General features: G+C 40.9%; 15 protein-coding genes and 5 tRNA genes. 12 read left to right on the plus strand and 8 right to left on the minus strand.

What is annotated here, in order from left to right:
* The first annotated feature begins 415 nt into the window (after nucleotides 1-415).
* Nucleotides 416-1642 (plus strand): phosphoglycerate dehydrogenase, encoded by a 1227-nt coding sequence (serA, locus tag H2245_RS11515; protein WP_182407561.1) that lies wholly within the window; start codon nucleotides 416-418, stop codon nucleotides 1640-1642.
* A gap of 437 nt (nucleotides 1643-2079) precedes the next feature.
* Nucleotides 2080-2505, plus strand: coding sequence for a hydroxyisourate hydrolase (gene uraH / locus H2245_RS11520; RefSeq protein WP_220464434.1), 426 nt, complete (start codon nucleotides 2080-2082; stop codon nucleotides 2503-2505).
* Between the two features lie 71 nt (nucleotides 2506-2576).
* On the opposite strand, the gene H2245_RS11525 is transcribed toward uraH, so the two are convergent.
* From H2245_RS11525 to H2245_RS11540, 4 genes are all read right to left on the minus strand, one after another.
* Entirely contained in the window at nucleotides 2577-3641 is a 1065-nt protein-coding gene (locus H2245_RS11525; protein ID WP_220464435.1) for a rhodanese-related sulfurtransferase, read from the minus strand.
* 224 nt (nucleotides 3642-3865) lie between these two features.
* The gene (locus tag H2245_RS11530; protein WP_182407562.1) at nucleotides 3866-4447 is read right to left on the minus strand and encodes a tetratricopeptide repeat protein; all 582 of its coding nucleotides are present in this window, start codon (nucleotides 4445-4447) and stop codon (nucleotides 3866-3868) included.
* A gap of 392 nt (nucleotides 4448-4839) precedes the next feature.
* Entirely contained in the window at nucleotides 4840-5451 is a 612-nt protein-coding gene (gene metW, locus H2245_RS11535) for a methionine biosynthesis protein MetW (protein ID WP_182407563.1), read from the minus strand.
* Nucleotides 5448-6812 (minus strand): homoserine O-acetyltransferase, encoded by a 1365-nt coding sequence (locus H2245_RS11540; protein ID WP_404944682.1) that lies wholly within the window; start codon nucleotides 6810-6812, stop codon nucleotides 5448-5450. Before H2245_RS11540 ends, metW begins: the two co-directional genes overlap by 4 nt.
* 417 nt (nucleotides 6813-7229) lie before the next feature.
* On the opposite strand from H2245_RS11540, the gene hemH reads away from it, so the two are divergent.
* Nucleotides 7230-8249 (plus strand): ferrochelatase, encoded by a 1020-nt coding sequence (hemH, locus tag H2245_RS11545; protein WP_182407564.1) that lies wholly within the window; start codon nucleotides 7230-7232, stop codon nucleotides 8247-8249.
* A 126-nt stretch (nucleotides 8250-8375) separates the two neighbouring features.
* Here hemH and H2245_RS11550 read toward each other — a convergent pair whose 3' ends face one another.
* The 4 genes from H2245_RS11550 to H2245_RS11565 all read right to left on the minus strand — a co-directional run bounded on the left by H2245_RS11550 (nucleotide 8376) and on the right by H2245_RS11565 (nucleotide 13418).
* On the minus strand, nucleotides 8376-8717 hold the full coding sequence (locus tag H2245_RS11550) for a hypothetical protein (protein ID WP_182407565.1): 342 nt from the start codon (nucleotides 8715-8717) through the stop codon (nucleotides 8376-8378).
* A gap of 216 nt (nucleotides 8718-8933) precedes the next feature.
* Entirely contained in the window at nucleotides 8934-9722 is a 789-nt protein-coding gene (locus tag H2245_RS11555) for an SDR family NAD(P)-dependent oxidoreductase (RefSeq protein ID WP_182407566.1), read from the minus strand.
* Nucleotides 9723-9851: 129 nt separating this feature from the next.
* Nucleotides 9852-12803, minus strand: a complete 2952-nt coding sequence (gene polA, locus H2245_RS11560; protein ID WP_182407567.1) for a DNA polymerase I — start codon at nucleotides 12801-12803, stop codon at nucleotides 9852-9854.
* A gap of 201 nt (nucleotides 12804-13004) precedes the next feature.
* Complete coding sequence (locus H2245_RS11565) at nucleotides 13005-13418, minus strand: Ohr family peroxiredoxin (RefSeq protein WP_182407568.1); 414 nt, start codon at nucleotides 13416-13418, stop codon at nucleotides 13005-13007.
* A gap of 389 nt (nucleotides 13419-13807) precedes the next feature.
* Between H2245_RS11565 and H2245_RS11570 the strand changes: the two genes are divergently transcribed.
* The 9 genes from H2245_RS11570 (at nucleotide 13808) to H2245_RS11615 (ending at nucleotide 20873) form a co-directional block, all read left to right on the plus strand.
* Nucleotides 13808-15430 (plus strand): peptide chain release factor 3, encoded by a 1623-nt coding sequence (locus H2245_RS11570; RefSeq protein ID WP_182407569.1) that lies wholly within the window; start codon nucleotides 13808-13810, stop codon nucleotides 15428-15430.
* Between the two features lie 273 nt (nucleotides 15431-15703).
* Complete coding sequence (locus H2245_RS11575) at nucleotides 15704-16558, plus strand: RsiV family protein (protein WP_182407570.1); 855 nt, start codon at nucleotides 15704-15706, stop codon at nucleotides 16556-16558.
* Between the two features lie 172 nt (nucleotides 16559-16730).
* Nucleotides 16731-18218, plus strand: a complete 1488-nt coding sequence (locus tag H2245_RS12160) for an FHA domain-containing protein (RefSeq protein ID WP_259365214.1) — start codon at nucleotides 16731-16733, stop codon at nucleotides 18216-18218.
* Nucleotides 18219-18499: 281 nt separating this feature from the next.
* Complete coding sequence (locus H2245_RS11590; RefSeq protein ID WP_182407571.1) at nucleotides 18500-19996, plus strand: anthranilate synthase component I family protein; 1497 nt, start codon at nucleotides 18500-18502, stop codon at nucleotides 19994-19996.
* 179 nt (nucleotides 19997-20175) lie between these two features.
* Nucleotides 20176-20251 (plus strand) — tRNA-Thr (locus tag H2245_RS11595).
* A 67-nt stretch (nucleotides 20252-20318) separates the two neighbouring features.
* A tRNA-Tyr gene (locus H2245_RS11600) sits at nucleotides 20319-20402 on the plus strand.
* A 49-nt stretch (nucleotides 20403-20451) separates the two neighbouring features.
* Nucleotides 20452-20525: transfer RNA gene (locus H2245_RS11605), tRNA-Gly, on the plus strand.
* 61 nt (nucleotides 20526-20586) lie between these two features.
* A tRNA-Gly gene (locus H2245_RS11610) sits at nucleotides 20587-20660 on the plus strand.
* 138 nt (nucleotides 20661-20798) lie between these two features.
* Nucleotides 20799-20873: transfer RNA gene (locus tag H2245_RS11615), tRNA-Thr, on the plus strand.
* Nucleotides 20874-21168: the final 295 nt, after the last annotated feature.

Consider the following 21168-nt stretch of genomic DNA (forward strand, 5'->3'; position numbering starts at 1 on the left):
AAATTGATGTTGAGTTACTAAGCTAGTAAGTATAGTTTGAACATGGGTGGTATTATTAGTAATGGGTGCAGTCATGATAGTCTCAGTGAGAAAGCTGAATTTTTAGATGCTGAGTAGCAATTTACCATGATAAATATAACACTAATGGTCATCATTATCTGAACATACAATCGCTTATACCTTTGCTTTATAAAATAAAAGTCAAAAGTTTTAAATTTCTCTATCAAGTCTGTTAGACAGGGTAATTTTAATAAAATATTATAATGATATAAATTGAATCATTATAATATAAAATAGTAACGATTTATTTTTTCGGATATTTCACATTTGTGCTGAATTTTGTGTAATATAAAAAGCTTATTCTCGTTTTATTCATTGCAGGCTATTTATAAAATAGTTATAGGACAGGTCTCATATGGCATTATCATTAGAAAAAGACAAAATCCGTTTTTTATTACTTGAAGGTCTGCATGAGAATGCTGCAAAAGTGTTGCAAGCTGCAGGTTATCACAATATCGAATCGCTCAGCCATGCCCTTGATCAAGATGAGCTTATTGAAAAATTAAAAGATGCCCATTTTGTTGGCATTCGTTCACGGACGCAACTGACCCGTGAAGTGCTAGAGCAAGCGCCAAAGCTGATTGGTATTGGCTGTTTCTGTATTGGCACCAATCAAGTGGATCTTGATGCAGCGCGTGAGCTTGCGATTCCTGTTTTTAATGCGCCTTATTCTAATACTCGCTCAGTTGCTGAATTGGTACTCGCTGAAGCCATTATGCTATATCGCGGTATTCCTGAAAAAAATGCCACTGTTCATCGCGGCGGTTGGGGTAAGTCAGCAAAAGATTCACATGAAGTGCGTGGCAAGACCATCGGTATTGTCGGCTATGGCTCTATCGGCTCACAGCTGTCCGTATTGGCAGAAAGTTTCGGTATGAAAGTCATTTATCATGATGTGATTACTAAATTGCCGTTGGGTAATGCCACTCAAGTAGGCAGCTTAGATGAATTGTTAAATAAAGCTGATATCGTTACCTTGCATGTACCTGATGAGCCAAGCACGCGCTATATGATGAAAGCGGCGCAGTTTGCGCAGATGAAAGAGGGCAGCTATTTTATTAATGCCGCTCGCGGAACGTGTGTTGAGATTGATGATTTAGCAGCAGCACTTGAATCAGGCAAAATTTTGGGTGCAGCAATTGATGTGTTCCCAAAAGAGCCAAAATCTGCCGATGAAGAGTTTGAATCGCCACTGCGTAAGTTTGACAATGTCATCTTAACCCCGCATATCGGTGGCTCAACCCAAGAAGCGCAGGCAAATATTGGATTAGAAGTGGCAGAAAAATTCGTTCGTTATTCTGACCAAGGCGATACTGTAACGGCAGTGAATTTTCCAGAGATTTCTATCCCGTTTAAAGAAGGGACGCATCGTCTTTTGCATATTCACCATAACGTGCCGGGCGTATTGTCACAAGTGAATCGTCTATTTGCAGATGCTCATATCAATATCTTAGCGCAAAGCTTAATGACCGAAGGCAATATTGGTTACCTGATGATGGATGTCGATTATCATGACTCAAGTGCTGCGCTTGACCAGCTAAAAGATGTGCCAGAAACCATTCGTGTGCGCGTTTTATACTAATATTTAATGACCTAAGTTAATGAGTTCTTATTAGTATTTAGCTCTAAATTATCTAAAGTTATTATAAATAGCAGACGATTTCTATAATTGGCTGCTATTTTTTTAGATTTCATATTACTATGGTTACATTCCATATACATTTAATTATACAAGTTAACATATTCTTTATTATAAGGTGCGTTTGATAATTTATACTACATAACTGAGAGCAACATTGAACTTATTGTTATTGCTGTTTAGAACGACTAAAGCCAATACACAGAATGACTAAGGTTTATTGCTTTAATGTTTAATGAAGGCAATAACATTCGACACATCATTCATTTATTAAATAGCAATATTAACGAATAAGAGTTATTTGAAAGTAAAGGCGTTATCATTGACACACGCAGATTTATCTTACTAACGGCTAGTTTACCAACATTAAAGGACGCTTTATGAAAATGAACATTATGAGAGCTGCTGCAATCGGTGGCGTATTAGCCATGACTGCAACTGCAAGCTATGCAGCCGACCAAGGTACTTACCAGTTATCAAGTCATATTTTGGATATCAGCACCGGTAAGCCAGCACCAAACGTTGATGTACGCTTGATGAAACAAGTTAACGGTGTGTGGAAACTTCTTGATACCAAAAAAACGGGCGCTGATGGTCGTATTGGCGAATTTTTACCGAACCAAAGTAACGTTAAGAACGACGGTACTTATAAGTTGATTTTTGAAACCTCACCATACTTTTCTAGCCAAGGTGAAAAATCATTCTACCCTTATGTAGAAGTGAACTTCAATATCGAAGGTAATAAGCATTACCATGTGCCAATCACTTTATCAGCTTACGGTTATAGCACCTATCGCGGTAGCTAAATAGTTTTCAGAATTAACGAACAAAAAAAGAGATGCATAAGCATCTCTTTTTTTATGGTGCATAGAGTAACTTAACCCGCATTAACTTTATTGGCTTCATCTGCTAAACGGCGAGCTTCAATTTTTGCTGCTTTACGTTTTTCAATCACGTCAATCACGTCGCTGCCAATATGGGCTTCACCACGTTTTTCAGCCAGCTGCATTTGGTGCTCACGTTCACGAAAGCGCGCTTTTTGCTCATCAGTGGCTTTATCAATACAATGTGGGCACGATTCACCTTTAATATAAGCAGAGCTTTGCTGATCCGCTACAGTGATGGGCATCCGGCAGGCAAAGCACTGATCGTAATCGCCTTTCTCTAGGTTATGGTTGACTGAGACGCGATTATCAAAAACGAAGCAATCACCTTCCCACATTGATTCATCAACGGGCACTTCTTCTAGGTATTTTAGAATACCACCTTCTAAGTGATAGACTTCATCAAAGCCTTGCTCACGCATAAATGCCGTTGATTTTTCACAGCGAATACCACCAGTACAGAACATGGCGACTTTTTTATGTTTGCTTGGATCAAGCTCTTTTGCCACATATTCTGGGAATTCACGGAAGGTTTCAGTCTTTGGATTTACCGCATTCTTAAAGGTGCCAATCTGCACTTCGTAATCGTTACGGGTATCAATCAGGATGACTTCTGGATCAGAAATAAGTGCATTCCAATCACTCGGTTTGACATAACGCCCAACCGATTGTAATGGGTCAATATTCTCAACGCCCATGGTCACGATTTCTTTTTTCAGCTTCACCTTAGTACGATAAAAAGGTTGTTCGCTGGTATAAGATTCTTTAAATACAAAGCTACCAATGGCTTCAATGGTACGCAGATAATCAAGAACCGTATCAATACCACGGCGCGTGCCAGAAATAGTGCCATTAATGCCTTCGGCGGCGATTAATAACGTTCCTTTAACTTCATTGTCGAGCATGGTGTTTAAAATTAGCTCACGGTATTGCTCAAATTCTGCAAAGCGGGTAAATTTATACAGGGCAGCCACCACGATGTTGTTAGTCGTGCTGTCGTATTCGTTGGCATGGCTTGGTACTGTTGTGGCTTGATTGTCGTTTAAAGTAGTGTTCATTTTATCTCCTGCTGGCTAGGTCGTAAACCTAGTGCAATCGTTAATTAATATAAAATAGAATAATAACATTGGTGCAATTGTGGAATTAATAAATTGCTGGTGCAGTGTATCAAATTTTGCGTAATTTTTGGAATTTTTATGTAGATAGAAAATCTGTATAACGCTATAAAATAAAAAAACTCAGCCATCAGCTGAGTTTTTATGAGCATAATTAAAGTTAATGCTTATTTATTTTGGAACCAGCGATCCGCTTGAGTACGGGCGCTAATGATGTCTGAGTTTGATAAGTTAAGCGCCAATTGACCAATTTTACCGCGTGCTTTACTGCGTACTTTATCGTCTAACATACCATCACGTGCTGCTAAGTCATACCATTTATAGGCATCGACCAAGTTTTTTTGCTTCTCGTCAAGCAAGGCTAAGGTATAGCTAGCACGATTGTCGCCACGCATAGCGGCTTTCTCTAACCACTTACGGGCCAGCTGAATATTTGGTTGTACACCTTCACCGCGCAAATACATGATACCAAGGTTGAGCTGGGCAGGGGCAACGCCTTGTTCTGCTGCACGCGTATACCACTGGACGGCTTTTTGCGTGTCTTGTGTAATACCTTGACCTTTTTGCAAGCGCTTGGCGAGGTAAAATTGGGCATGATCATTACCTTGATTGGCACGTGCGGACAGCTCGCTAACATTCATAATCTCAAAACGCGAGGTATCCAATGGCACGTTCGCCACTAAGTCTGCATTGGCCAGACCGGCACAAGAAAAAACAGCTGTGAACAAGGCGGCTTTCAATAATTTCATAGTGGCTCCAAAAGTAGGGAGTAAATAAGCAAGGGGTAAAGGCAAGTGCTTTAACTCTAACGTCATAAATATCAAGTTCAAATTTAGTCAAATAACACCAAATCAACGATAATATTAAGCGTTAAAAAATCACCGAATAATAAACGCTCTTAAAGCCTAGTAACTATTAAGGCAATAGAAAACTGGCTAAAAGCACTAAATCAATGGATGATTGGTAAAAAATAGTAATGCCGTTAACATTATTTTGCTAGCTTACCACCGAGACTTATCAAACTCAAACACTAATTACAGAAATTATTTTAAATTTATAGACAAAAGTTTGCATATTAATCATATAGTTACTGAACGGCAAGGAAACCACTACAAGCTGGTCAATTTGAACTACATTAAGGTCACTTACGCTTAGTAACACGATAGATGGCAACGTCAGCGAGCAAGTTAGGCGCTTGCCGTATCAAAGTATTCATAAGTGCTGAATGCCCGCGTGGCGAATCGCTAACGGCAAAGCGATTGATGATATCGATATCATGCTGAGCGCATAGCTTTTCAAAATCTTTAAAGGTGCACAGATGAATGTTGGGCGTGTCATACCATTCATATGGTAGAGCCTCTGAAACCGGCATCATGCCTTTTAACCCAAGATGCAGCCGGTTTTGCCAATGCGCAAAGTTTGGAAAGGTAATAATCGCTTCACGTCCGACTCGCAGCATATCAAGCAGTAGTGTATCAGGTGATTTAACCGCTTGCAGAGCGCGTGCCATCACCACAGTATCAAAACTATTGTCAGCAAAGCGACTGAGTCCGTCATTGAGGTCTTGTTCGATAATGGACAGACCATTGCCGATAGCTTCATTGATTTTTTCTTCGTCAATCTCTAGTCCGTAGCCACGAACGCCCAATTTTTGTTGCAGATGCGCCAATAGTTCGCCATTACCACAGCCCAAATCAAGCACTTGCGTGTGCGGCGCAATCCATCTTTCCGCTAGTTGATGATCCATTCTCACGAGCGTTCTCCTGTTACTGCTGTCTGTGCTGCGCGTTGATGTTGACCACTACTATAATTATCGCCACTACTATTCATAAAGGGCGCGGTTAAAAAGCCTTTTATCGCGCCCATGTAACGCGGAATATCAAACAAAAATGAGTCATGACCGTGCGGTGCGTCGACATTGATATAGCTGACGGGTTTATTAACTGCCATTAGCGCATCGACTATTTCCTCTGAGCGTTCAGGTGCAAAGCGCCAATCCGTGGTAAAAGAGACCACCAGATATTGACACTGAGTATGAGCAAAGGCTGCCTTTAACTCATTATGCGCATTATCATTGCCATTATTATCTGCATCGCTATCTACATTGTTATCGATGCTGTTATCGTCATAAGTAGAATTTTCCTCATTGGTTAAGAGGGTAGCTTCTGTTTTCAATTCAAGGTCTAGATCAGGCGCTAATGCACTATCACGTGTAGGATCAAAATAATCCAATGCTTTGGTCATCAATAAATAGGTGTTGGCGTCGAAGTTTTTACTAAAGCGTTCGCCTTGATAACGCAAGTAGCTCTCGACTTGAAACTCAGCATCATAGCCGTACATAAATTTGCCCGATTTTAAATCACGACCAAATTTAGCTTTCATGGCGCTATCAGTCAGATAAGTGATATGACCCACCATGCGTGCCAAGATTAAGCCACGTCTTGGGTAGGTACCGGCTTGCAAATAGCGTCCCTCTTTAAAATCAGGGTCGGATAAAATCGACTGGCGCGCCACTTCATTAAAGGCGATATTTTGCGCAGATAACTTAGGCGTACTGGCAATTACTACGCAGCGCTTTAGACGTTCAGGATAATCAACCGACCATTGCAGTGCTTGCATACCGCCCATAGAACCGCCCACAATCGCGTGCCAAACCTCGATGCCTAAGCGGTCTGAGAGCATGGCTTGGGTTTTTACCCAATCTTTAATGGTGACCAATGGAAAATCAGGACCATAAGCGCGTGGCGTACCGCCATTGTTGATACTGTTAGGATTGATGGTGGTTGGACCCGTTGAGCCAAAACAGCTGCCAATATTATTAACACAAACTACAAAAAAACGCTTGGTATCAATGGCCTTATTAGGACCTATCATATTGTCCCACCAGCCTAATTTTTTATCCTCAGCGTGGTGAATACCAGCAGCATGATGGCTACCGGAGAGTGCATGACATATCAAAATAGCATTAGATTTATCCGCATTTAAAGTACCATATGTTTCTACCACCAAATCAAATGTGGGCAGAACACGGTTGCACTCTAATGTTAATGGGTCGCTAAAATGAAAGGTTTGGGGAGTGACAATGCCCACTGAGCCGACGACAGAATCGACCACTATATCATTGTGGGATGGGTCACTGGTGATATCAGAACGTGAACTCAAAGCTACCTCGAAAGACGACAGTCATCAATAAAATATAAGCAAAAAGGCAAGATGCCAATACGCTATGTTTGACTATTGTATGGCGATGCGCGGATGAGCACAACCTTCAGAACCCACTTTATCTCAAGGCGGTTTCGCTATTAGATTTTTATATCGTATCAAATTGTATGAGCGCCACTTTAGCGCTGCGTGTCGCATAGATAAAATGCTACACTAACGGGCTTTATGATAAAAAAATTTAGGAAATAGCGATTAATTTAAGTTAAACGCTGTGAATAAAGACTTAACAACCAGTCCGCTATTTTTTATATACTTATACCTTTATACTCTTGCTCACCTATCCCATAATCTACTATAAAATATGCCACTATGAAACCTAAATTGCCCCCACGCATTGCCGTGTTATTAATCAATCTTGGTACGCCTGATGAGCCAACCGCGCCTGCGGTACGCCGTTATTTGCGCCAGTTTCTGTCAGACCCGCGCGTTATTGAGATTCCGCAGTTTTTATGGGCAATTATTCTCAATTTATTTGTGCTGCCAAGCCGTCCAAAGCGAGTAGCAGAAGCGTACGCCAGCATTTGGGATGGTGATTCGCCGATGCGTAATATCCTAAATGGTCAGGTAGAGCAGCTACAGACACGCCTTAATGATACCGCAGCTCCGTTTCGCGTTTCTGTCCATTCGGCGATGAGCTATGGCAATCCTGGTTTGCCGGATGTAATGAATAAGCTGCGTAGCGAGGGTGTAGACCACTTTGTCATGTTGCCACTGTTTCCGCAGTATTCAGCAACATCAACAGGTGCGGTATACGATGCAATCACCAAATGGTCGCTTAAGCAGCGTAATTTGCCCAATATGACAATCGTCAAAGATTACTTTGCCCATCCCTTATATATCAAAGCGTTAGCCGATAGTATTCGTCGTTTTCAAGCCACGCATGGTAAGCCTGAAAAGCTGATGTTTAGCTTTCATGGTATACCGCAGCCGTATGCGGATAAAGGTGATCCATATCCCAAACGTTGTAAATGTACGGCAGCACAAGTTGCCCATGCATTAGGGCTGGGTGATGATGAATGGATTATCAGCTTCCAGTCGCGCTTTGGTAAGCAAGAATGGATTAAGCCGTATACTGATGTGGTGTTAAAAGAATGGGGTGAGTCGGGCGTGCGTTCGGTACAAATTCTCAGTCCGGCATTCTCAGCCGATTGCTTAGAGACATTGGAAGAACTGGCAATTGAAAACCGGGAGACTTTCTTGCATGCAGGCGGGCAAGAGTATCACTATATCCCTGCCTTAAATATGGATGAGGCGCATATTGATTTGATAGAAGCAATGGCGACCCCCTTGGTAAAAGGCTGGGCGGGTACGCTTGATGGTTGGGCATAGCAAAGTCAAGGTACAGACGTCAGCTAAAATTATTAGATAAACGTATCAGTTAAAAACTAACCAATAAAAAAGCACGATTATTTATTATAATCGTGCTTTTTTTAAATTTTTACTCTGATAAATGAATTAGAAATCATCATTATTGCTGTATTTTGCCGCATCTCTATCAGCGATATCGACAATATCTGGATAATCAATATCATCTAAATTGTCTTCTACCAGAATCTCGTCAATGCGTGACTCATCTATATTTTGCCGATACATTGGCGTCAGCCCATCTACCGCATCACTCCCAGCTTGCGAATTACTAAATCCTTCCGAATTATCGATATTGTCATTATCGTCGATAATGTGTAGCATCGGATTGTCTAAATCGATGGCTTGCTGATTATTTTCATGCTCATCATTGTCAATATTGTCGTCGATACTTTCCATCTCTTCTAGCAAAGGGCTTTCTGAATGATCCATGATGTATTCCTTCGTTTTAATTATTAACTGCAATACGAACTGACTTTCAGTTTGCATGGTTATGCTGCTGGTCACTAGTAGTAAGGTGTGACAGCATGTTAAAAGAATGTAAGAGCGGTGCTTATTGTTAACCTATCGGTTTTACAATAACCATAAAAAAACGACCACCAAATTTTGGCAGTCGTTCTTGATAATTAACATTTACTTATTAAAATTTTATTTGGTACCAATCTTACTATTGATGAAGCGCATGAGCGGGTCAGGAGAAACTTGTGATAAACCTTGCAAGATTTTCGCTGGCATACCGACAGGGTAATGCGTACCTGATATTTTGCTATTCGGGCGACACGTTAATTTACATATGGTTTTCGCAACATCATCAACGGTTAGATTAATACCTAAACGATCAATACTAGTGACATGTAAGTCTTTGGTCATATCGGATTTTACCCATAATGGCATCACATCAATGACTTTGATACCCAATTCAGCGTACTCAATATTTAACCCTTCAGTTAAGCCACGTACAAAGAATTTACTAGCGGCATAAGGCGCAACTTCAGACTGACCGTAAATCGCAGACGCTGACGATAGATTAATAATTTTACCGTCTTTGCTATCGGCAAGATACGGTGCCAGCTTATGACAGCCAATCAGCACGCCTTTACAGTTGATGTCAATTAAGGACAATTGCTTATCTAAATCGGTAGTCGGTAATGCGCCACTGACCAAAACCCCAGCGTTATTAATCAAAGTATCAATACCACCAAAGGTATCAATCATCGTTTTAATCGCATCATCCCACGCATCAGGCTGGGTCACATCTAAATGACCAGTGACAATACGATTGTCTTTACTGGCTTTTTTTAATACTTTGTCATTAAGCGCGCGCTCAAGCTCAGCGCTATCAATATCGAACAGTCCTACGCTATGACCTTTTTCTAGTAGTCGCTTAGCCGTTGCCAAGCCAATACCGCGTGATGCACCAGTGATTAATACATTCATCCTAATATCCTTATAATAAGTGACAATTAATAAATAAAAATCATTGAGAGGGAAGAACAAAAGTTAAGTAGTCAGTATAGCGTTTTAATACTGTCTGTCGAATAGCGCGATGGTCAATACTGGCAATTATTAATGCGCCTCATCCCAGTTTTGCCCACTATCTGCTTCAACCAATAACGGTACAGAAAAATCAACTTGCCAGCCTTTACCAGCTGCAGTATCCGTTAATACATTTTGCATTGCCTCGGTAATCAGCGCGGCTACGTCAGTAACTTTATCCGCATCCACTTCAAACACCAGCTCATCATGAACTTGTAACAGCATTTTTGCGTGTGCTTTGGGCAAAACTTTATCAACGGCAATCATCGCCAGCTTAATAATGTCGGCAGCTGAGCCTTGTAATGGTGCGTTAATCGCCGCACGTTCAGCACCTTGTTTAACCATGCGATTGCTATGATGAATATCGGGCGTATACAGCTTGCGACCGAGGATTGTCTCCACATATCCCTTATCATACGCACTCGCACGGGTATTTATCATATATACTTTGACGCTCGGGTAGCGATTAAAATACATATCGATATAATCTTGTGCTTCACCGCGGCTCATCTGCAATTGCTTCGCCAGTCCAAAGGCACTCATACCGTAAAGTAGACCAAAGTTAATCGCTTTGGCATTGCGGCGCTCAGTAGGGGTGACCTCTTCAATAGTTTTGCCTAAGACTTCAGCTGCCGTAGCGGTGTGAATATCAAGCCCTTCATTAAAGGCGCGGGTTAAATTGTTATCACCAGAAAAATGCGCCATTAAACGCAGTTCAATTTGTGAATAATCCGCTGCTAATATCACGCGACCTTCTGGTGCAATAAAGGCTTGGCGAATCAGACGCCCCGTTGCCGTACGAATCGGAATATTTTGTAAATTGGGCTCGGTTGAGGATAATCTACCCGTACTGGTCAATGCTTGATGGTAACTGGTATGCACGCGATTGGTGATAGGGTCTGCAACATTATCAAGCGCATCGGTATAGGTGTTTTTTAATTTTGCCAAGCTGCGATATTCTAAAACAATATCGACGAGTGGATGGTCAATCTTGGACAGTACCGCTTCGCCTGTTGAATACTGACCGGTCTTGGTTTTTTTACCGCCCGGGACGCCCAGTTTATCAAAGAGCATCTCGCCCAGCTGTTTGGGCGATGCTAAGTTAAATTCTTCATCGGCAATCTCATAGGCGCGTTGCTCCAGCACAATAATTTCTTCATCAAAGCGCTTGGATAACTCGTTTAAAAACGGACGCTTAATCAAAATACCTTCCGCTTCCATTTGGCAGAGAATTTCAGCCGTTGGAATTTCTAACTCATGAAGCAATTTCTGATTATTGTCATCGTCGGCAAGCTTTTCACTGAAAATATCGAATAATTGATAGGTAATATCGGCATCTTCACAGGCATAGTCGCTGGCAATATCAATCGCCACTTGGTCAAAGCTGACTTGCTTCGCGCCTTTACCGGCAACATCTTCAAAGCTAATCGTTTGGGTTTGCAAGTAATGGCGAGCCAAATCATCCATACCGTGACGAGTGATTGCAGCATTAATCACATAGCTGGCGAGCATGGTATCCATCGCCCAGTTATTCGGCTTATCATGGATACTACCTAAAAGATTGATATCGTAATGGCTCAGAATATGCGCGTCATACTTAAGATGTTGACCAATTTTACCGATAGCGGGATTTTCTAAAATGGGTTTCAAACGAGATAATACGATATCGCGGTCAAGCTGTTTTGCTGTTAGCTCATCACCTTCTAGCGAATGAGTAAGCGGAATATAGTAAGCTTCATGTGCTTGCACAGCAAAAGACAATCCAACCAATTCAGCTTGACGCCAATGTACGCTCGTCGTTTCCGTATCAATGACAAAGTGCGCTGAGTTTTCTAATAGCTCAATTAAACTATCAAAGGCAGGCATATCGAGTACGGTATGCCACATTTTATCCTGATTGTGACTGCTTTTTATGGCTTCAATTTTGCCAGCTTGCAGCGACTTTGCAATCTGCGCTTGTGATTCAGTATTCGCTTGGCTGTCTTTGACGCTTTGAACGCCATTAGCGGGATGATTGGGATGATCAAGAGATGCCAGCTCATTTTTAAACTCAAGCTCACTATAAAGCGTGCGTAGCTCGTCAATATGAGCGCAAGGATCGGTATCAATTTTTAAATCTTGCCAATCATGTCCGATATTCAAATCAGTCACGATGGTCGCCAGCTGAGCATTTAACGGAATTTCATGCGCATGCTCGATAAGACCTTTTGCTCCGCGTCCTTTAATAAAGCCAATATGTTTGAGCATATTGTCGATATTGCCGTATTCATTCAGCAAATCCATCGCGGTCTTTTTACCGATACCCGGCACGCCTTTAATACCGTCAGAGGAGTCACCCATAAGGGTGAGAAAATCAATCATTTGCTCAGGTTTGATACCGAATTTGTCAATCACACCTTGTCTGTCAGTGATTTTCCCAGTAAAGCTGTCTTCTAAGATAACGCAATCATTGACCAGCTGCGCCATGTCTTTATCACCGGTTGAGATGACCACATGATGACCTTCAGCAACGGCACGATGTGCCAACGTACCGATAATGTCATCCGCTTCCGCGCCTTCAATGCGTAATAATGGAATGCCTAAAGCAGTTACCAAACGATGTAAATAAGGAATTTGCTGTGACAACTCAATATCCATCGGTGGACGGCTAGCTTTATAATCAGCGGACAATTGATGGCGAAAAGTCGGTGAGCGCGTATCAAAACACACCGCCATATGGGTTGGATGATAGCGGCGCATGAGCTTGAGCAGCGCATTTAACGTACCGCGAATGGCATTGGTATGTTGACCCTGAGTAGTCATCATCGGTGGCAGGGCATGATAAGTGCGAAACAGATAATAAGAGCCATCTACTAAGATAAACGGTGGCTTGTCTTTGTCCACGCCATTAGTATCCATCGTTGCCACGTTAGGCATGGTAGCAAAGCTTGGCAAGGTCTCAGGATTAATTGGCAAATGGGAATTGTGGTCGTTGTCTGTCATAAAAGTCACTTATCAAATATCAGGTAAAAGGCATCCTCATTATAACGATAAAACCGCCCCTTGCCGAACTTCTGCTCCGTTATGATGTGTATGTAAAGAAATGGTTCACACAAAAAAACCCAGCCGTAACTGGGTTCTTATTAATCTTGATAGCTGTTAATTCAAAGCCGTTAAATTGTTAAAACCAAAAGATTAACAGTTTTATTTAACTTCTGATGTCACTTCGCTATCGACATTACCATGTGTAGCTTTAGAATATGGGCAGACTTTATTGGCTTTTTCGACTAAAGCTTGAAATTCATCTGCTGACAGCTCCGTATTTTCACCGATAACGTGAATTTTAACAGCCAACTGAAAATCTAGACCTTCACCTTTAAGTAAACTTACCGATACTTCAGTAGTTGAGTCAAATTTTGCTTTTTCTGCTCCTTTGACTGCAGCAAGTGCACCATCAAAGCAAGCAGCATAGCCCATAGCGAACAGTTGCTCTGGATTATTACCATCTTTACCAGAACCTGGCGCAACCATATTAATAGTCAAATCGCTATCTTGTAGACTGGCATTACCTGCACGTCCACCGGTAACAGTTGCTTTGGTTTCGTATAATGTATTCATAATAAATCCTTGATTATGGTTTTTGATTTTATAAGATAATAAACTGATAAATAAGGCGTGTTAAAGATTAATAAAGAGTAAGCCCAGCTAAGCACTAATCACTGCTAAGCATTAAGCAGAACTTAGCCACCATAGCAAACGACAATATTAAGTCTAGATAGCGCCAGTAAATTCATGCTATTAATTTGTAAGTGAGCATTTATCGGAACATTTTAGCTCATAAGGGTAAATATAGTCATCGTGATAATCGCTTGCAAAAATAGCATCTTAACCATAAATCCGCTACAATACGCCCATCAAAATGTACCCTTTCTACTGCCAAACCTTATACAAAACACTTTATAAAATCCTGCTATTTCCTTCCAAAATTTAACGATAAGTTATTCATTATGAGCGAAGATACCAAACTTTCAGCACCCAAGCTCTCGCAAGCTAAACTTGACCGTGAGGTTGCCAAACGCCGTACCTTTGCCATCATCTCGCATCCCGATGCCGGTAAAACTACCATGACCGAAAAGCTACTATTATGGGGTCAGGCCATTCAGGTCGTAGGCGAGGTTAAGGGTCGTAAGACTGACCGCCATGCGACGTCAGACTGGATGAGTATGGAGCAAGAGCGTGGTATTTCTATCACCACATCTGTCATGCAATTCCCGTATCAACAGCATATGGTTAATCTTCTTGATACCCCAGGTCACGCCGATTTCAGTGAAGATACCTATCGTACTTTGACTGCGGTTGATAGTGCGCTGATGATGGTCGATGGGGCAAAAGGCGTTGAAGAACGTACCATCAAGCTGATGGAAGTCTGCCGAATGCGTGATACGCCGATTATCTCGTTTGTGAATAAATTGGATCGCCAAATTCGCGAGCCGCTTGAACTATTAAGTGAGATTGAAGCGGTATTGAAGATTAAATGTATCCCTTTAACGTGGCCGATTGGCATGGGTCAAGACTTTGTTGGGGTTTATCATTTAACTGAAAATAAAACCTATTTCTATCAAAAAGGTCACGGTGGCGAGATTGTCGATATCGAAACTCGTGACGGCTATGATTATCCAGATATACGCGAGCGTCTAGGCGCGCTGATGTTTGCCTCATTTGAAGAGTCGCTTGAACTGGTACAAATGGCGCTCGAGGATTTTAGTATTGAAGCGTTTTTAGCAGGCGAGATGACGCCAGTATTATTCGGTACTGCGTTGGGTAACTTCGGTGTCAATATGGTGCTTGATACGTTAGTTAAATATGCACCACCACCCAAAGCGCATCCGGCCACTGAGCGAGAAGTAGCAGCGACAGAATTAGGGTTTACCGGTTTTGTGTTTAAAATACAAGCCAATATGGACCCGCGTCACCGTGACCGCATTGCCTTTTTACGGGTATGTTCTGGCAAGTATGAGAAAGGCATGAAAATGAAGCACGTACGTCTCGGTAAAGAGGTGCGTATTGCTGATGCTTTGACATTTTTGGCAGGCGATCGTTCTGCCTTAGAAGAAGCATATCCGGGCGATATTATTGGTTTGCACAATCACGGTACTATCTCGATTGGCGACAGTTTTACTGAAGGCGAAGATTTGAACTTTACGGGTATTCCACATTTTGCCCCTGAACTGTTCCGCCGTGTGGTATTACGCGATCCACTTAAGTCCAAAGCGTTGCAAAAAGGGCTGCAGCAATTGAGTGAAGAGGGCGCAACACAGGTGTTTATGCCGCAAATTAATAATGACTTAATCTTGGGCGCAGTGGGTGTGCTACAGTTTGAAGTGGTTGCTCATCGTCTTAAAGAAGAATACAAAGTTCAGTGTACATTTGAGTCGGTGTCTATTGCGACCGTACGTTGGATTCATTGTGATGATGAGGTGGTACTAGCCAAGTTTAAACGTAAAGCCCATGATCAGCTGTCAATTGATGGTGGTGGCTATTTAACTTATCTAGCGCCGTCACGCGTTAACTTACAATTGATGCAAGAGCGCTATCCTGAAATTACCTTTAGTAACACTCGTGAGCATTAAGATTTATGCTATATCAGTATTCCATGCTTAACTGATATAAATTGCTTATCTAATATAGTTAAAAAAGACACGCTTGCCGTGTCTTTTTTATTGTCTACTGTTTTTTACAGGAGTATTTTTTAAAAGACCTTTTTATAAGGTTGTTTTTAAAGATCAGTTGCCAGTTTTATGACCATAACCAATGCCTTACAAGACAAACAGTGTTTCAACAATAAATATGAGCAGTTACGGTAGAATAATGAATATTCCAATCAGTTTATCAGCGAGGATTTTATGCCAACCATCAAGCAGGTAGCGGTAACTGAATCCGCAACGCTGAAGAAGCCTTACGCTTCATATCAAGGTAAACGTTTATTAAGTACGTTGGTAAGCACTATGATATTAAGCGTAGTTAGTCTATCAGCCAGTGCTGCTACATTAATAAATAATCTCGAATATCTGGATTATGAATTGCCGAAGACGATTCAAGAACGCTGTATTGAACGTGATAATTGCCCCAATGTCGAAGTTAATTATCTTAAAACAAACCACGATTGGATCAATAAAATTACCAATGCGCGTATTAATAATTTGGTAATCAATAGTAAGCCTTCTGAATCTTCACCAATAACCAAAATTGCTGATGCAAAAGTAATCAAATCGGCTATTGATAATTTTGTTACCGCACAATTTGCTGATTTGCCAGATGATAGGAGCTTTTCCTACGAGTTGATGGTTAAACCTGATTATATCGGACATGTTAATAGCTTTGAGATGTTTAAAATTGATGCGTATATTTTTACCGGTGGCGCTCATGGCATGCCATATAGCGAGTATTTAATATTTGATATGAATACTAAAAAGCAAGTACGGTTAGAGGATATGCTGCAAGCAGGTAAAAAACCACGCTTTAAAGCCTTAGCGTATGATGTGTATAAAACGTGGGTAAAAACGGTCGATAAAGATGTGGTCAATTATGAGAAAAGTTGGCCTTTTACGCTCAGTGAGAACATCACTTTAACGGATAAGGGCGTTGATATTCAATATCAGCATTATGATATTGCCCCTTATGCTTACGGTATGCCGGTACTGAGCATTCCTTACAGTAAACTGCGAGGTATCATAAAACCAAGTTTTCTGCCTAAATAAAAATTATGCACTCATATTTATAAAGCAAGATGTATAAAGCAAAAACTATGATAGATGAATAAAGCAGCCATAATAGTGAGACCAAAAGTTAAATAGACCCACAAACATTGTTGTTTATTTTAATAAAAATAGTAAATGGAACCTTTTACTAATAATAAGGAGTACTACCCTAATGACTAATACAAATGATACAAGCACTGTCAATGATAACAACAGTGATTTAGAGAAGAGCAAGTGGCAGCTAAATGCCTTGACCGAAGCACTCGGCGACTTATGCTTAACCGTGAATGATAGCTTATCCGTTGGGCGTGGCAGCGATAACGATGTAGTGCTCGGCAGCAAGCAAGTCTCACGCAATCATGCGTTACTAAGCGTGTTAAATGACGAGCTATATGTCAAAGATTTAGAGTCGTCTAATGGTACTTTTGTGAATGATAACCGTATTGAAAACAACAAAACCAAGCTATTAAACAGTGATGATACCGTCACCTTTGCAAGCTTTGCTTTTAAAGTGTCAAAAGTCAGGATGTCATTAACTGCTTCTGATAATAAGCACACGATAGCAGAAGATACCACTGTAGCGGTAGCTACGGATACACTGGCTGGGTCTATAGCTAGCGTTGACACTGATTTGGCTGACACTGATTTGGTTGATACTGATTTAACGGATATCGGAGCTATTGATACGGGTGTTATGACAAATGAAGTGGCGAACACGGAAGTAGTAGACAGTGATTTAGTAGATGATGAAGTATCAAATATCGATTTTTTAAACAGTAACGCGGTAGAGTCTAGTGTGATGGGTGGTACGATTAATGACAACGACATTACTGATGCTGAAATTGTTGATATTGAGTCAGTTGATATTAATAGCACTGAAAATACTGATAGTGAACCTGTCGACACCAAACTTGCAGAAGAGCCAACACCTCTTGTAGCTATTATTGGCATTGAAGATGCTAAACCAGCAGATACGCTTGATGATACCTCTGATATAATCGCAGTAGCCAATCCTAATACCAGTTCACCAGTTGAGCCAATCGTTGCAGAAGAGACAGTTTTAAATCAGCCTATTTTAGCGCAGGGTATTGTAGACAATGACACTCAGAATGTTATAGTTGAGCCGATTAACACTGTTGAGCCAATTGAGGTCGAACATGCTGTTCTTACAGATAGCGTCAACGATTCTATTGTTAAACAGACAATCATTAACGATGTGCTGTCAGCAACAGAAAGTGCAAATCATGAGTCTTCTACTGCGCCAGTACATACAGAATCACTCACACAGGATACGGAATTATTAACCTCTGAGCCTCTAGTAGAAGCGTTCGAAGAAAAGCCAGAACTTGTGCACCAGCCAGAGCTGTTAGTGACCCCAGAGGATGATAAAACGACAATAACCGCGCTACAAGAAGAAGCAGACCCCGACGTATTACGTGCCAAGCAAGCAGCAACCAGCCAGTTCTCCGGTACTGCAAACTTAGGTCAATCGCGTGATGTCGGCACTGAAGGCAATAATGCACTTGATCAAGCCATCAGCAATCCTGCAACTCACAATAACATTCAGAAAAAACCGAGCGGTAGCTGGTTTATTTGGGTGTTTATCGCCATTATCATCATCGGTTTGGCTTTATGGTTGTTCAATAAAGGAGCCGTTTAAGTCATTATTGCTGGTACGGAAGATAGTATATTGCAGCGTCATTAATGACGATAGAAACAGGATAGCACCATTGTTTCAATCCTAGGATTGACCCGATGAGTAAGCCTAATGCTGAATAACGTCTGCCGGTTTTGTTATACTGGCAGGCTAAGTGCTGGGCGTCATTTACTGCTCTGTTAGCAGTGGGCGTTTGCCACACTATTTTTTCACTTGTATTGATTTTTCTAACCATATTGACACCACTCAGCTTTTGCAAATATGGTGCTAAGAGACTGTTTACTATGATGACTTTTGAAGATTATCAAGCCTTTAAATCCCAAGGCTTTACCCATGCGCCACTGATTAAAAAGCGCTTGATGGATGCGCAAACACCTGTTTCTGTATTTTCTAAAGTACGAGATTTGAGTGGTTCAGCGTATCTGTTTGAATCGGTCGTTGGCGGTGAGCGCTGGGCTCGATATTCAATGATTGGACTGGGTAGTGACCTTATTTTGCAATATGCTGATGGCATGATGACTGTCAAAAGAGATGATTGTATTGATATCGATTCGGTCTCAGACCCTTTTGATTATCTGCGAAAATTAATGGCAGAATACAAGATGCCAACGGTGACAGAAATTCCTACACTTCCAAGCTTTAGTGGTGGTCTGATTGGTTATTTTGGCTATGATATGGTACGTGTTATCGAGCCAAGTGTTGGCTTGTCAGATGCGCCCAATCCCATGACATTGCCAGATATGTGGCTAATGCTATCTATGAGTGTGATTGTTTTTGATAGTTTAGAGAATACGTTGTCCATCATTGTTTATGCTGATTGTCAAAAAGAAGATGGTTATGGCGCAGCTATTCGCGAGCTACAAAAAATAGAAGATAAGCTGGCAGAAATGCCAGATTTAAGCGCGCCTATTATGCCAACACCAAAGTTTAAATCTCAAACAGGAAAAGATAAATACTGTGATGATGTCAATACTATTAAGGATTATATTTTAGCAGGCGATGTCATGCAGGTCGTACCTGCACAACGTTTAACGGCTAATTATACGGGCGATTCACTGGCTGTATATCGTGCTCTGCGATTTTTAAACCCATCTCCTTATTTGTTTTTAGTTCATGGCTATACTTTAAATGATCATAAGCGTTTTGACATCATCGGAGCCTCGCCTGAGATTTTATCGCGTATAGAAAATGGTAAAGTAACCGTGCGACCCTTAGCAGGAACGCGTAGACGCGGTCAAGATGAGACAGAGGATTTGGCACTTGAAAAAGAGCTACTTTCTGATACCAAAGAAATAGCCGAACATCTGATGCTAATAGATTTAGGGCGTAATGATATTGGTCGCGTCTGTGAATATGGGAGTGTCAAGGTTACTGACAAAATGTTTATTGAGCGCTACTCTCAAGTGATGCATATCGCTTCTAATGTTGAGGGAACTGTGTCGCCTGGTAAAGATGCATTGGATGTTTTTTGTGCCACCTTCCCAGCAGGGACGCTCTCAGGTGCGCCTAAAATCCGTGCGATGCAAATTATCGATGAAGTTGAACCAGTACGGCGTACTGTATTTGGTGGATCAGTCGGTTATTTAGGTTGGCATGGTAATATGGACACCGCAATTGCCATTCGTACCGCCGTCATGCGCCGTGGTAAAATCCATATTCAAGCCGGAGCGGGAGTAGTAGCAGATTCCGTGCCTGAAGCAGAATGGGATGAAACTAATAAAAAAGCATTAGCATTAGTAAAAGCTGTTAAAATGGCATGTGATGGCTTACGTATACGTTAAACGAATAATTTATATATACTTTAAAATAATAACCTGTTTCCATACTGATGTTTTTATAAAATAATTATCAATAAAATCAGTTGGTTATGAATTTATTTCAATGAATGCTAAAAAAATGAGAAATAAGGCTTGCATTGCATAGAATATTTGATAGAATAACCACCACTTTGAGAGAACAAGCCGACTTAGCTCAGTTGGTAGAGCAACTGACTTGTAATCAGTAGGTCGCCAGTTCGATCCCGGCAGTCGGCACCATCTCTTTCAAAGTAGCTTTTTATGAATTTACTTTTAATTAAAGTTATCTTTGTACAAAGCAACCTAAGGTGGGATTGGGGAGCGGTCAAACCCAACAGACTGTAAATCTGTCGCGAAAGCTTCGAAGGTTCGAATCCTTCTCCCACCACCATATTTTGTTAGACATTGTAGTAGTAAGCATACTACAGAAAACAGTTAATGCGGGTATAGTATAGTGGCATTACGTTAGCTTTCCAAGTTGACAACGTGGGTTCGATTCCTACTGCCCGCTCCATATATATAAAACATGTTACCAAAAATATTCTTATACAAATATACCTTAATTAAGAATAACTGCGGGTGTGGTATAATGGTAACACCTTAGCCTTCCAAGCTAATGACGCGGGTTCGATTCCCGCCACCCGCTCCATATATTTGATATCATGTATTAAGAGCTAAGCCAATAAATAGCAAAGTGATTAACTAAGCTAAAATCATCACGACTAGCAGTTAAATATGACTGTCTCGTGATATTTTTTTATATAACTTACGGGTTATTTAAAAATACGCTCATATAGCTCAGCGGTAGAGCACTCCCTTGGTAAGGGAGAGGTCTTGAGTTCAATTCTCAATATGAGCTCCATTTATATTTAATAATATTTTATGTCATTATTGAAAATTGTAAAGCAAGTAATTAATAAGGTTATAGTTCAAAGGTGACACTGCGGTGTTGCCTTTTAGTGCTGGAAGTAGATAATTATTTATTTAGCTTTTATTGAAAAGTAAATATTAATACCCATATAGGGTAGCAGAATGATAGTGGTTTTATACCAAAATTATTTTATATATTAAGTTAAGCCCTAGTGTCAACGATTGGATGATCTTAGCATTATCCTTTAACCCGTTACTTACCGATCTTTGATTAATGAAGATTAACC

It is taken from the genome of Psychrobacter sp. GP33 (genome assembly GCF_014119005.1).
Lineage (GTDB): Bacteria > Pseudomonadota > Gammaproteobacteria > Pseudomonadales > Moraxellaceae > Psychrobacter.

Coding starts and splice junctions, on each gene's coding strand:
- serA (WP_182407561.1), top strand. CDS start 416: ATGGCATTATCATTAGAAAAAGACAAAATCCGTTTTTTATTACTTGAA.
- uraH (WP_220464434.1), top strand. CDS start 2,080: ATGAAAATGAACATTATGAGAGCTGCTGCAATCGGTGGCGTATTAGCC.
- H2245_RS11525 (WP_220464435.1), bottom strand. CDS start 3,641: ATGAACACTACTTTAAACGACAATCAAGCCACAACAGTACCAAGCCAT.
- H2245_RS11530 (WP_182407562.1), bottom strand. CDS start 4,447: ATGAAATTATTGAAAGCCGCCTTGTTCACAGCTGTTTTTTCTTGTGCC.
- hemH (WP_182407564.1), top strand. CDS start 7,230: ATGAAACCTAAATTGCCCCCACGCATTGCCGTGTTATTAATCAATCTT.
- H2245_RS11550 (WP_182407565.1), bottom strand. CDS start 8,717: ATGGATCATTCAGAAAGCCCTTTGCTAGAAGAGATGGAAAGTATCGAC.
- H2245_RS11555 (WP_182407566.1), bottom strand. CDS start 9,722: ATGAATGTATTAATCACTGGTGCATCACGCGGTATTGGCTTGGCAACG.
- polA (WP_182407567.1), bottom strand. CDS start 12,803: ATGACAGACAACGACCACAATTCCCATTTGCCAATTAATCCTGAGACC.
- H2245_RS11565 (WP_182407568.1), bottom strand. CDS start 13,418: ATGAATACATTATACGAAACCAAAGCAACTGTTACCGGTGGACGTGCA.
- H2245_RS11570 (WP_182407569.1), top strand. CDS start 13,808: ATGAGCGAAGATACCAAACTTTCAGCACCCAAGCTCTCGCAAGCTAAA.
- H2245_RS11575 (WP_182407570.1), top strand. CDS start 15,704: ATGCCAACCATCAAGCAGGTAGCGGTAACTGAATCCGCAACGCTGAAG.
- H2245_RS12160 (WP_259365214.1), top strand. CDS start 16,731: ATGACTAATACAAATGATACAAGCACTGTCAATGATAACAACAGTGAT.
- H2245_RS11590 (WP_182407571.1), top strand. CDS start 18,500: ATGATGACTTTTGAAGATTATCAAGCCTTTAAATCCCAAGGCTTTACC.